Below are 12,170 nucleotides of genomic sequence, written 5' to 3' on the forward strand. Positions count from 1 at the left end.
GATCTTCTTCGACGACGCGTTGATCGACGCCATGGTGTCCACCACCTGGCTGACCACGCTGCCGCCCTTGACCGCCACTTCGGAGGCCGAGGCCGCCAGCTGGTTGGCCTGACGCGCGTTATCCGCGTTCTGCTTCACGGTGCTGGTGAGTTCTTCCATCGACGCCGCCGTTTGCTCCAGCGAGCTCGCCTGCTCTTCGGTGCGCGACGAGAGATCCTGGTTGCCGGCTGCGATTTCCTTCGACGCCACCACGATCGAATCGGTCGCGCTCTTGATCCGGGTCACAAGGTCGGTGAGCGTGTCTTCCATCTCGCCCATGCCGCGCAGCAGCCGGCCGAAGTCGCCGCCGCGCTGGGTCTCGAACTCCTGGCTGAGATCGCCCGAAGCGACGGTCTCGGCGATGAACAGCGCCTCCTCGATCGGCTGGACGATGCTGCGCGTCAGACGCCACGCCAGCACCGTGCCGAGCGCGATGGCGAGCAGCGCCAGGACGATCACGTTGGTACGGCCCGTGCGGTAGAGCTCTTCGATCGCCGTGGCCGACTTGTCGATCTGCGCCTGCTGGTGGCTCAGCATGGCGCGGATGCTCGCGTCGTAGTTCTCGAGCGTGGACAGCAGCTTCTCGCCGCTGAGCCGTGTGGCCTCCGCGAGATTGCCCTCGGCCTTGAGCTTGAGGATCGTGTTGCGCAGGTCGACGTACTCCGCGCGCTTCTTCTTGATGTCGGCGCTCAGCGCGAGCTCTTCGGGCGACGACAGCACATCTTCGAGCTTCTTCTGCGTCTCCGAGATGGCAGCGCTGGTCTTGCTCATGTTCTTTTGCAGGAATTCCTGCACCTCGGGGTCATTGCTCTTGAGCAACGCAAAGGTGCGAACGCTGTTCGTGCTGGTGGAGAGCAGCCAGCTTGCGGCCAGGCGCTCCTTCTCCAGCGAACTCCGCGCCAGCTCGTGCGTGGCTTCACCCACGCCTTGCAGCCGCACCACGCCAGTGCCCGCGATGACGGCCACGAGGGCGAGCACCAGCGCAAAGCCGCCACCCAGGCGGGTACCAATCTTCCAGTCCTTCATCGCTTCTCCAAATTCGTCTGTTGTGTTCGTTGTCTCAGGCGGTCATCTTCTCGATGAGGCCCATTTCTTCGCTGGACATGAGCCGGTCGATGTCCACCAGGATCAGCATCCGGTCATCCAGCGTGCCCAGGCCGATCAGATAGTCCGTGTCCAGCACCGAGCCCATCTCCGGCGCAGGCTTGATCTGCTCGGCCGCCAGCGTGATCACGTCCGACACGCTGTCCACCACCATCCCCACCACGCGCCCCCCGATGTTCAGCACGATCACCACCGTGAACTGGTCGTAGCTCGGCGTGCCCAGCGCGAACTTGATGCGCATGTCGATGATCGGAACAATGATCCCGCGCAGGTTCACCACGCCCTTGATGTAGTCCGGCGCGTTCGCGATCCGCGTCACCGCGTCGTAGCCGCGAAGCTCCTGCACCTTCTGGATGTCGATGCCGTACTCCTCTTCGCCCAGCGTGAAGGTGACCACCTCCAGCCGGTTCGCGTTCGCGAGGACAGCGGAGGCAGCGCGGCCCGCGTGTTGATGAAGGCTTGTGATCTCTGCCATGGGTGTCCTTTGCGTAGGCTCGAGAAAGTGTTCAAAAAACGGAAGTAGCCGGCCGTCGCCGATCAGCCGAACTTCTGCATGATCCGAACGAGCTTCTGCCCGTACTGCGGATCGGTCGCGTACCCGGCACGCTGCAATCCATGTGCGGCTTCGGTCGGGTTGTCGGTGGCCAGCACGTTGGCGTAGCGCGGATTGCGGGTCATGAAGCGCGCGTAGTCGGTGAAGGCCTCGTCGTACGAGGCGTAGGCCCTGAACTTCGCGCGAATGCGCTGAGGCTCGCCGTCCACGTATTCGGTGGTCGTCGTTTCGACCACCGGGCCCTGCCAGCTTCGATCGGCCTTGATGCCGAACAGGTTGAAGCTCTGCGTGCCGTCGTCCGCGCGGATCTCGCGCTTGCCCCAACCGGATTCGAGCGCGGCTTGCGCCAGGATCAGCGGTGCGGGAACGCCGCTCGCATTGCTCGCAGCCTGCGCCGATGCGCCCATGCGGTTGACGAATTGGTCGACGTGGCTCTGCAGGTTCGCGGTGGCGTTCGATCCGTTGCCCGAGCGGTCGTTGTTGACCTGGTAGAGGCTCAGGTCGACCCGTGCCGGCGACGAAGACGGCGCGGGCTGCGAGGGCTGTGAAGGCGAGGAGCCGAGCGGAATGCCCGATTGCGCGTGCAACGGCATGCCGCCGCGCGGCAGCAGCGACATGACTGTCGGCTCCGCACCGTCGTCGGAAGCGCCCGCGGCGATGCTGCGCTGCAGCTGCGCGAGCATCGCGTCGGCCAGGCCGACACCGCGGCCCGACAGGCTCTGCGTGAGCTGCTGGTCGAGCATCGACGTGTAGATCTTCTCGTTCTGGCTGTCGATCAGGCCGCTGGACGGCGAGGCCTCGCGCATGCTCTTCAGCACCATGCCCATGAAGAGGGCCTCGAACTGCCGCGAGACCTGCTTCAGGCCCTCCTCGGGCGACGCGCGGACGGTGCGCCGCAGCGCATCGACCCCCTGCACGTCGAGCGCAAAGCGCTGGTCGAGCGCGCCGGTGCGGCTCGCCACGTCCGCGCCGGTCCACTGGTTGGCTGCTGAAATCGCCATGGCGGCCTCAGATGATTTCGAGCTCGGCGCGCAGGGCGCCGGCCGACTTCATGGCCTGGAGGATGGACACCAAGTCCTGCGGATTGGCGCCGAGTGCGTTCAGCCCCTTGACCACGTCCGCGAGCGAAGCACTGCCGCGCACCATCTGCAACGCACCGCCAGCCTGGTTGACCGAGACTTCCGAGGTCTGCGTGGCCACCGTCCTGCCGCTCGAGAACGGACCCGGCTGGCTGATGACCGGCTCGGTGTTGATGACCACCGACAGGCTGCCATGAGCGACCGCACAGTCGCCCACGCGCACGGCCTGGTTCATCACCACGGACCCGGTGCGCGCATTGACGACGACACGCGCCACCGCCTGCGTGGGCGTGACTTCAAGGCTTTCGAGACGCGCGAGGAAACTGACGCGCTCCTGCGGCGTGTCGGGCGCCCGCACACGGATCACTCGGCCGTCCACGGCGTCGGCCGAGCCGGGACCGAACTGGCGGTTGATCGCCTCGACCGCGCGCTGTGCCGTACCGAAGTCGGAGCGCATGAGCTCCAGCGCGAACATGCCATCGCCGCCGACGGAAGTGTCAACCGCGCGCTCGACAATCGCGCCGGCGGGAATGCGGCCCGAGCTGAGCTGGTTGATCTGGACCTTGGTGCCGTTGGCCGACGCACCCGCGCCGCCAACGACCATGTTGCCCTGCGCGATGGCATACACCGAGCCGTCGACACCCTTGAGCGGGGTCATCAGCAGCGTGCCGCCGCGCAGGCTCTTGGCATTGCCCATGGACGATACCGTCACGTCGATGCTCTGACCGGGCCGCGCAAACGAAGGCAGCGTGGCCGTGACCATCACCGCCGCCACGTTCTTGAGCTGCATGTTCACGCCCTGCGGGATCGTGATGCCGAGCTGCTGCAGCATGTTGTTCAGGCTCTGCGTCGTGAACGGCGTCTGCATCGTCTGGTCACCCGTGCCGTCCAGCCCCACCATCAGCCCGTAGCCGATCAGCGGGTTGTCGCGCATGCCCTGAATGCTGGCAAGCTCCTTCAGCCGCTCCGCGTGCGCAGGCGAAAACAAAGCAACGGAACAAGCGGCCGCAAATCCCAAACGAAGCAAGCCGTTGAGAGGCCACTTCCAGAAATACCGCGGAACCGGCTTCGCCGGGCCGCTGGTATTGCCCCCTGCAAGGGGGTAGGCGTAGCGACACGAAGTGCGCGAAGACTGGGGGTGTTTCATATCTAGAACGGCATGACGTTCAGGAAGAAGCGCTGCATCCAGCCCATGTGCTGCGCCTCGTCGATGTAGCCCTTGGCCGTGTATTCGATGCGTGCGTCGGCCACCTGGGTCGACAGCACGGTGTTGTTGCCGGTGACGGTGCGCGGGTTCACCACGCCCGAGAAGCGAATGAACTCGGTCCCCTGGTTGATGCCCATCTGCTTCTCGCCGCTCACCAGCAGATTACCGTTGCCGAGCACGTCGGTCACCGTGACGGTGATCACGCCGTTGAAGTTGTTGGCCGCATTGGCGCCGCCCTTCGCGATGAGGGCATTGGTGCCGGACATCTTGGCGTCCTGGTCCCGCAGCAGCCCGCCGAGCACCTTGGGAACCGCCTCGAAGGTCGCGCCCATGCTTCCGTTGCGGCTCGCGTTGGCCCCGGAGTTCTTGCTGGCGTTGAGCTTCTCGCTGATGACGATGGTCAGGATGTCGCCCACGTTGCGCGGCCTGCGGTCTTCGAACAATGCGACGTCGCGCCCTGCGGCCTGGAAGATCGCGCCCGTCGCGGGCCGTGTCTGCACCGCAGCCATCGCATCCGCGCGCGCCGTCATCGGCTGGTGCACCAGCGGATCGCGCGGAAGCTGCGCGCAGCCCGTCGCCAATACGATGATGAACAAGAGCACGAAATGCCCCAAGCCAGAAACACCGCGGAACCGGCTCTGCCGGGCCGCAGGTGTTGCCCCGTGCAAGGGGGTTGGCGAAGCGACACGAAGTGCGCGAAGACTGGGGGTGTGCATGTCTACAGCTGGGTCAGACGTTGCAGCATCTGGTCGGACGTCTGAATCGCCTTGCTGTTGATTTCGTACGCGCGCTGCGTCGCAATCATGTTGACCAGTTCTTCCACCACATTCACGTTCGACGCCTCGGTGTAGCCCTGGCTCAGAATGCCGGCGCCGTCGACGCCGGGGTTCACCAGGTTCGGCGCGCCGGACGAATCGGTCTCGGTGTAGAGGTTCTCGCCCATGCTCTGCAGGCCGGTCGGATTGAGGAAGGTCGCGAGCTGAAGCTGCCCGACCTGCACAGTGGCAGTACTACCCGCTTGCGTGACCGACACGATGCCGTCACGGCCCACGGTGAGGCTGGTAGCGTTCTGCGGAATGGTGATGGCCGGCTGGATCGGGAAGCCGCTCGCCGTCACAAGCTGGCCGTCGCGGTCGGTCTGGAAATTGCCGTCGCGGGTGTACGAGGTCGTGCCGTCCGGCATCAGCACCTGGAAGAAGCCAGCACCGTTGATGGCGAGATCCTTCGGGTTGTCGGTCTTGGTCATGTTTCCCTGCGAGTGCATGCGCTCGGTAGCGACCACGCGCACGCCGGTGCCCACTTGCAGGCCCGAAGGCAGGCGCGTCTGGTCCGAAGTCTGGCCACCGACCTGGCGCAGGTTCTGGTACATCAGGTCCTCGAACACGGCGCGGCTTTTCTTGAAGCCGGTGGTGCCGACGTTGGCGAGGTTGTTGGACACCACGTCGAGTTGCGTCTGCTGGGCTTCGAGGCCAGTCTTGGCGACGTAGAGGGAACGAATCATTGAATTACTCCTGCGGGGGTTGCGCGCTGGGCCCGGCTCAGCCGTAGGCCAGCAGCTTGTTGGCCGACTGCGCGTTGGTGTCGGCGGTCGAGATCGCCTTCATCTGCATTTCGAAGCTGCGTCCGTTGGCGATCATGGCGACCATGGCCTCGACCGGATTGACGTTGCTGCCTTCGATCACGCCGGGCGCGACGGTCACCGCCGGGTCGGCTTCGGCCGGCGGCAGGCCTTCGCGCATGCGAAAGAGTCCGTCGTCGCCGCGCACGAGGTCGGCGGTGGGGGGGGTGACGAGCTTCAGCCGGCCGACCTGGGCCACCCCGGTGGCCGGATCGCCGACGCCGCGCGCAGCGATGGAACCGTCGGACGCGATCGTGACGGTGGACCCTGGCGGGATCACGAGGGCGCCGGCATCGCCGACGACCGGGCGCGCACCCATGGTCATTACCTGCCCGTCCGCACCCACCTGCAGGTTGCCGACGCGCGTGTAGGCTTCGCCGCCGCCGGGCACCTGCACCACGAACCAGCCTTCGCCGCGCACCGCGACGTCGAGTTCGCGGCCGGTCTCAGTCAGCGGACCGTGCGTGAAGTCGGCGCCGGGCGTGGTGGCAGCTACGAAGGCGCGTGTGGACGATTCCTCGCCCACCACAGGCACGGCGCGGAAACTGTTGATCTGCGCGCGAAAGCCCGGCGTCGAGACGTTCGCCATGTTGTTGGCGACCGAGGCCTGTTGTTCCATGGCCTGCTTGGCGCCGCTCATCGCGACATACAGCATTCGATCCACTGCTTGCTCCTGGAAATGGGGGACTGCGTGTGTTCAGGCGCGAGGATCAGCGGATGTTCATCAGCGTCTGCATGACCTGGTCCTGCGTCTTCACCGTCTGCGCGTTGGCCTGGTAGTTGCGCTGCGCGACGATGAGATTGACGAGCTCGGAGGTCAGGTCGACGTTGGAGGACTCCAGCGCGCCAGATTCGAGCGAGCCCAGCTTGGTGCCTTCGCCCGGCGTGCCGGTGAGAGCCTGGCCCGAGGCCAGCGTCTCGGCCCACATGTTTTCGCCCTTGGGCTCCAGGCCGTTGGGATTGGCGAAGGACGAGAGAACGACCTGGCCCAGCAACTGGGTCTGCTCGTTCGAGAACTTGCCGGTGATGGTGCCGTCGGGGTTGATCGAGTAGGAGGTCAGTTCGCCGGAGGTGTAGCCGTCCTGCGCGAGGGCGCTCATGCCGTTGATGGCGCCGCGCTGGGTCGTGCCCGAGAGGTCGACCGTCATGTTGGCGCCGTTGGCACCGGTCGTGTAGGTCTGCGGCGGCAGCGTGATCAGGCCACCGGTGGGTGCTGTGAGACTGCCGTTGCCGTCGAAGGTGAGGGTCGAGAGGGCAGCGCCGCCGTTCATGGTGGCACCGTCCATGGTGCCGTAGACGCTCCAGGTGTTGGCGGGCGTAGGGGACTTCACGAAGTACACCGCGAGGTCGTGCGGATTGCCGAGCGAGTCGTACACCGGGCCTACCGCGTTCGAGTAGTTGAAGGTATCGGAGTCGGTCGCGTTGAAGGGCGACTTGGTCGGTACCGCTTCGCGCGAATCGAGGTTGAACTCGGCCTGGATGCCGGTGGTTGCCTTCGGCGCCATCCCGCTCGTCGGGATCTGGATCGCGGTGGGCGTGCCGCCGCTGATGCCACCGCTGGCGTTGACGCCGTAGCCCGTGAGGCGCAGGCCCGAGGCGTTGACGATGTAGCCTTCCTTGTCCTTGGTGAACTGGCCGTTGCGCGAGTACATGACTTCACCGCTGGCGCTGGCCAGGCGATAGAAGCCGTCGCCGTTGACGATGGCGACGTCGAGCGGGCGGCTGCTGGTCTGCGTCACGCCCTGCGTGAAGTTCTGCACCACGCCCGACACCGATGCGCCAAGGCCGACGCGCGAGCCGGCGTAGACGTCCTGGAAGGTCGCGGCGGCGGACTTGTAGCCCACGGTGCCCGAGTTGGCGATGTTGTTGCCGATGACGTCGAGGTTCGCGGCGGCCACGCCGAGCCCGCTGATGCCTTGGGAGAAACTCATGAGGGATTCCTTGTTTCAATGCGATGAATGAACGGACTGCAGCGCCTCGCTGCTGCCGGGGGGAGAAGACCGGATGGGATATCAGAGGAACATGCGCACGTCGGACAGGCCGATGCTCTTGCCCGATGCGAGTTCGAGCGTGACGCCGCTCGCGCCCTGCTTGACCGCGGCCACCTGCGCGAAGGTGAGCGAAGTCGCTGCCACGGTGGCGCCGTCATTGGTGGCGGCCACCTTGAACTGATAGGCGCCGGCAGGCACCACGTTGCCCGCGTCGTCCTTGCCGTCCCAGGTCACGGCGTTGACGCCTTCGGTCATGGAGCCGGCATCGATGGTGCGCACGGTCTTGCCGGTGGCATCGACGATCTTGATTTCCACGTCGCCGGCCGTGCCAGGCAGCTGCACCGCGAAAGCCTGGACCGCCGGATCCTTGCCGTCCTCGGGCGCGGTCGTCTGGAGGGTGTCGCCGGGCGATAGCACGTTGTAGCCTATGAGCGATGCCGCCTGCAGCACCTGGTTCGAGCCGGTCTGGCTCACCAGGCCCGACAGCGTGGCGTTGAGCTTCTCGATGCCGCTGACCGTGCTCATCTGCGCGAGCTGCGAGGTGAGTTCGGCGTTCTCCATCGGATTGAGCGGATCCTGGTTGTTGAGCTGCGTCACCAGCAGCTTGAGAAAACGCTGCTCGCTGTCCGCGTTCGTGACGCTGGCGGTGCTCGCCGCCGCGCTGGCAGCGTTGGAGCCGGTGATGGAGGAGGTGTCTGCGATGGCCATGAAGGGCTTTCCTGTAAGGGTTTACTGGCCGACGGTCAGTGTCTTGAGCATCAGCGTCTTGGCGGTGTTGAGCACCTCGACGTTGGCCTGGTAGCTGCGCGAGGCCGAGATCATGTTGGTCATCTCTTCGACCACGTTGACGTTGGGCATCGCCACGTAGCCCTCGGCATTGGCGTGCGGGCTCTTGGGATCGAAGACCATCCTGGCGGGCGACGAGTCCTCGACCACGCTCGAGACCTTGACGCCGCCGATGTCCTGCTGGCCCGAGGCGGCCACTTCGAAGACGACCTGCTTGGCGCGGTAGGGCTGGCCATCGGGGCCGGCGACGCTTTCGGCGTTGGCGAGGTTGCTCGCGGTCACGTTCATGCGCTGCGATTGCGCGGCCATGGCGGACCCCGCCACGCTGAAGATGTTCATGGAGGCGCTGGGATACGGCATGCGGGTCTCCGGGTGCTTACTGCTGGACCGCCGACAACAGCGTCTTGATCTTGGCACCGAGCACCGTGAGGTTCGACTCGTAGCGCAGCGCGTTGTCGGCGAAGTTGATGCGCTCGGCATCCATCTCGACGGTGTTGCCGTCAATGCTGGATTGGCTCGGGACGCGATAGAGCAGGTCCTGGTCGGGCATCGCCTTGGCAACGCCTTCCAGGTGGCGCGACGACGTGGTGGCCATTGCGACGGACTGGGACTGTCGCCCCTGCTCCACGGCCTGCGTGAGCCGGCTGTTGAAATCGAAGTCGCGCGCCTTGTAGTTCGGCGTGTCGGCGTGGGCGATGTTGGCCCCCAGCACTTCCTGGCGCTGCGCCCTGAGATTGAGTGCTTCGCGATTGAAGCGAAGCGCTGCATCCAGCTTGTCGATCATGTGGTTCCACCATTTGAGGCATCGCGTCCGCACGAAGGCATGGCGACTGATGGAAAGCGAGTCTATGCACGCCTCTCTTTTGCAATGGGTCGAACAAAGGGGGTTTTCTCCAGTACTTCGCACCTTCGCCTGGAGGGGTGCCTTCCTAGAATCGACCGCGATGGAACTACGCAAGCCCTGGAGCCGCCTTCTGTGCATCGTCCTGCCGACAGTCATGGCGGGCGTGGGCTCGGCGACCGCATCGGCCGCCGCGGCGCTGCCGGACGCGGCGCGTTCCGCGATCGACAAGCTTCTGCAGGTGCAGACGGCCGGCCTGCCGGGCAAGGTGACGTTCGGCATCAAGGCGTCCGCGTCGACCGCCCTTCCGCCTTGCGAAGATTTCGAGGCTTTCATGCCGGCCGGGACCGCGCCTTGGGGGCGCGTATCCATCGGCTTGCGGTGTCGCGGCGAGAAGCCGTGGATGCGATTCGTGCCAGTCCACGTTGCCGTGGAGGGCCGCTACTTCGTCGCCGCGCGCGCGATCGAGGCGGGCGAGGCCGTGGGCGCCGCTGACGTCACCGAGCGCACGGGCGATCTCAGCGCCTTGCCGCGATCCGTCATTACCGACGCTGCCGCGCTGCGTGGAGTCGTGACCGCCAACCGCGTCGGCGCCGGCGCGCCTCTGCGCAAGGAACTGATGCGCGGCCTGGTGGTGATCCAGCAGGGGCAGACCGTGCAACTGGTTGCACAGGGACAGGGGTTTTCCGTCAGCACCGAAGGCAAGGCCATGACCCGGGCGGAAGTCGGCGCCACTGTGCAGGCCAAGACCCGCGACGGCCGCCTGCTGACGGGCATCGCCGGCGAAGATGGGCAGATCCGGCTGGCGCAGTAGCCTGAACTCGCAATTTGTGACATACGAAGCCTAAAGATCCCGTCCAGCCGGCCGATATACGGGTCAGCCCTTTGAGGAACCATCTTGAAAATTGATCAACCCGCGCCCTCGGCAACGCCCCTCCCCCGCACTTCCAAGGCGGTCACCGCCCCTGCGTCCGGCGCCGAAGCCACGGAGCGCGCCAAGGAGGCAGGACAAGTGTCGGGCCAGATTCATGCCCTGCCGGCCGCACCGGGTGGCGGCGATTTCGACGCGGCGCGCGTCGCAGCGATCCGCGAGGACATCCGCGCCGGCCGCTACCAGGTCAACCCCGAGCGCATCGCCAGCGGCTTGCTGGACAGCGTTCGCGATCTGCTCGACTCCAAGAAAAATCCATGAACACCATGCTGCTCTACCTCCACGCGGAGAAATCCTGCGTCGAGGAGTTCCTCACGGTCCTGGACACTGAAGAGCAGGCCATGTCGAATGGCCACTTTGGCGAACTGGCGTCGATCTCGGAACAGAAGATCCAGTTGCTGGAGCGCATCGCCGAACTCGATCGCCAACGCGAAGCCGCGCAGGCCGCCCTGGGATTCGAACCCGGTGCCGACGGCGCGGAAGCCGCCGCGGCGGCCGGTGGCGAAGCGACCCGCCAGGCCTGGGCCGCCCTGCTCGAACTCGCCGAACGCGCCCGCGCGCACAACCTGCGCAACGGCACGATCGTCTACACGCACCTCGACTTCACGCAGAAGGCGCTGCAGTTCCTGCAGTCCAGCGTGCAGCTGTTCTATGGTCCGGACGGCGTGCGCAAGACCTCCAGCAACGGCACGCGCCTCGCCCTGGGCTGATGGCATCGCCCGGCAGGTGCCCCGAGGGGCGCGCCTGCCAACTCGTTACCTGTTCGGATTGAGCAGGTACTTCTCGCCCGTCGCGTGCTTCGAGTACACCGCGATCTCGTCCAGCCCCAGCGCTTCGACCAGCGAGACTTCCTTGGTGTAGTGGCTCGCAAAGGTCGTCTTGAGTTCCGCCGGCACGCGCGCCTTCAGCTTCTGCGCGCCTTCGGCGCCGATCTTCTGGAGGAAGGGGAACAGCAGCCAGCCCCCCATGCCCCACGTCATGCCGAATCCGCGCGTGAACTCGGTCGGGCCGCGATCCAGCCCGCCGTAGATGTAGACCTGCTTGTGGATCGAGGAGCCATAGCGGCTGTATTCCTTGGCCGTCCTGTTGATGGCCGCTTCCATGCAGGTCAGGATCTGCCCGGCCAGCTTGCCGCCGCCGATGGCGTCGAAAGCGAGCGTGGCGCCGGTGGCGACCAGCGCGTCCGTCAGCTCATGCATGAAGTCGGGCGACGTGGCGTTGCACACGTACTTGGCGCCGATGGCGCGCAGGATGTCCTCCTGCTCCTTCTTGCGAACGATGTTGACCAGGCCGATGCCGTCCTGGATGCAGATGCGGTTGAGCATCTGGCCCAGGTTGGAGGCCGCGGCTGTGTGCACCAGCGCCTTGTGGCCTTCGCGGCGCATCGTCTCGACCATGCCCAGCGCCGTGAGCGGGTTGACGAAGGAGGACGCACCTTCGGCCGGCGTCGTGCCCTCGGGCAGCGGCATGCACTGGGCGGCGTCGATGCAACGGTACTGCGTGTACATCGCGCCGCCGATCATCGCAACCGTCTTGCCCATGAGCGCCTGCGCTGCGGGAGAGGCGCCCGCGGCGATCACCACGCCGGCGCCCTCGTTGCCGACCTGCATGGACTGGTCCAGGCGCGCGGCCATGCTCTTCATGGCGAGTTCGGGGATGCTGGCCGTCACCACCGGCCTGGCAGCAGTGCCGGAGGCCTTCGCGGTCCGCATGTCGGCGGCGCCGAAGAGCAGTCCGAGGTCCGACGGGTTCATCGGCGCGGCCTCGACGCGAACGACGACTTCGTTGGCGGCCGGTTGGGGGATCGGTTCTTCCTGCAGCGACAGTTCGAGTTCGCCGTTGCTGCGGACGAGAGTGCGGATCTGGAGCGTGGTAGCGGGCAGGGTCATGGGGGGTCTCCGGGGCTGGGGGCGGCCAGTATAGGAGTCGGGGGTCAGACCCCGCTGGCCAGCTCTTTTCGAGAAGATTGTTGAGAAGATTGTCCATGGGCATCCTCCCAGGAAACCCAAGGCATCCTTCAG

15 protein-coding genes are annotated in these 12,170 nt (G+C 65.9%); 3 read left to right on the forward strand and 12 right to left on the reverse strand.

From position 1 onward, the window contains the following. The 11 genes from QTI24_RS23270 to flgB form a co-directional block, all read right to left on the reverse strand. A partial coding sequence (locus QTI24_RS23270) for an MCP four helix bundle domain-containing protein (RefSeq protein WP_286603682.1) occupies positions 1–1,065 on the reverse strand: 1,065 nt, incomplete at its 3' end. 34 nt (positions 1,066–1,099) lie between these two features. Then, entirely contained in the window at positions 1,100–1,618 is a 519-nt protein-coding gene (locus tag QTI24_RS23275) for a chemotaxis protein CheW (RefSeq protein ID WP_286603683.1), read from the reverse strand. Positions 1,619–1,680: 62 nt separating this feature from the next. Then, complete coding sequence (gene flgJ / locus QTI24_RS23280) at positions 1,681–2,697, reverse strand: flagellar assembly peptidoglycan hydrolase FlgJ (RefSeq protein WP_286603684.1); 1,017 nt, start codon at positions 2,695–2,697, stop codon at positions 1,681–1,683. 7 nt (positions 2,698–2,704) lie between these two features. After that, positions 2,705–3,802, reverse strand: a complete 1,098-nt coding sequence (locus QTI24_RS23285) for a flagellar basal body P-ring protein FlgI (RefSeq protein ID WP_286603686.1) — start codon at positions 3,800–3,802, stop codon at positions 2,705–2,707. A 122-nt stretch (positions 3,803–3,924) separates the two neighbouring features. Then, on the reverse strand, positions 3,925–4,584 hold the full coding sequence (locus QTI24_RS23290) for a flagellar basal body L-ring protein FlgH (protein ID WP_286603687.1): 660 nt from the start codon (positions 4,582–4,584) through the stop codon (positions 3,925–3,927). 116 nt (positions 4,585–4,700) lie between these two features. Continuing rightward, complete coding sequence (flgG, locus tag QTI24_RS23295) at positions 4,701–5,483, reverse strand: flagellar basal-body rod protein FlgG (protein WP_286603689.1); 783 nt, start codon at positions 5,481–5,483, stop codon at positions 4,701–4,703. A gap of 37 nt (positions 5,484–5,520) precedes the next feature. Further along, positions 5,521–6,264 carry a flagellar basal body rod protein FlgF gene (locus QTI24_RS23300; RefSeq protein WP_286603690.1) on the reverse strand — a complete coding sequence of 248 codons (744 nt, stop codon included), beginning with the start codon at positions 6,262–6,264 and terminating at the stop codon, positions 5,521–5,523. Positions 6,265–6,310: 46 nt separating this feature from the next. After that, positions 6,311–7,531 carry a flagellar hook protein FlgE gene (gene flgE / locus QTI24_RS23305; protein ID WP_286603691.1) on the reverse strand — a complete coding sequence of 407 codons (1,221 nt, stop codon included), beginning with the start codon at positions 7,529–7,531 and terminating at the stop codon, positions 6,311–6,313. An 81-nt stretch (positions 7,532–7,612) separates the two neighbouring features. Continuing rightward, complete coding sequence (locus tag QTI24_RS23310) at positions 7,613–8,299, reverse strand: flagellar hook assembly protein FlgD (protein WP_286603692.1); 687 nt, start codon at positions 8,297–8,299, stop codon at positions 7,613–7,615. 21 nt (positions 8,300–8,320) lie between these two features. Continuing rightward, positions 8,321–8,737, reverse strand: coding sequence for a flagellar basal body rod protein FlgC (gene flgC / locus QTI24_RS23315; RefSeq protein ID WP_286603694.1), 417 nt, complete (start codon positions 8,735–8,737; stop codon positions 8,321–8,323). A gap of 16 nt (positions 8,738–8,753) precedes the next feature. Continuing rightward, positions 8,754–9,161: a flagellar basal body rod protein FlgB gene (gene flgB, locus QTI24_RS23320; RefSeq protein ID WP_286603695.1), complete on the reverse strand. Its 408-nt coding sequence runs from the start codon at positions 9,159–9,161 to the stop codon at positions 8,754–8,756. Positions 9,162–9,321: 160 nt separating this feature from the next. On the opposite strand from flgB, the gene flgA reads away from it, so the two are divergent. The 3 genes from flgA to QTI24_RS23335 all read left to right on the forward strand — a co-directional run bounded on the left by flgA (position 9,322) and on the right by QTI24_RS23335 (position 10,859). Next, positions 9,322–10,032 (forward strand): flagellar basal body P-ring formation chaperone FlgA, encoded by a 711-nt coding sequence (flgA, locus tag QTI24_RS23325; RefSeq protein WP_286603696.1) that lies wholly within the window; start codon positions 9,322–9,324, stop codon positions 10,030–10,032. 84 nt (positions 10,033–10,116) lie between these two features. Beyond that, positions 10,117–10,410 (forward strand): flagellar biosynthesis anti-sigma factor FlgM, encoded by a 294-nt coding sequence (gene flgM / locus QTI24_RS23330; RefSeq protein ID WP_286603697.1) that lies wholly within the window; start codon positions 10,117–10,119, stop codon positions 10,408–10,410. Next, the gene (locus tag QTI24_RS23335; protein ID WP_286603698.1) at positions 10,407–10,859 is read left to right on the forward strand and encodes a flagella synthesis protein FlgN; all 453 of its coding nucleotides are present in this window, start codon (positions 10,407–10,409) and stop codon (positions 10,857–10,859) included. Before flgM ends, QTI24_RS23335 begins: the two co-directional genes overlap by 4 nt. A gap of 45 nt (positions 10,860–10,904) precedes the next feature. Here the strand turns inward: QTI24_RS23335 and QTI24_RS23340 are convergent, their stop codons facing one another. Continuing rightward, positions 10,905–12,038 (reverse strand): zinc-binding dehydrogenase, encoded by a 1,134-nt coding sequence (locus QTI24_RS23340; RefSeq protein ID WP_286603699.1) that lies wholly within the window; start codon positions 12,036–12,038, stop codon positions 10,905–10,907. Positions 12,039–12,170: the final 132 nt, after the last annotated feature.

This window comes from Variovorax sp. J22P240, assembly GCF_030316855.1.
Lineage (GTDB): Bacteria > Pseudomonadota > Gammaproteobacteria > Burkholderiales > Burkholderiaceae_C > Variovorax.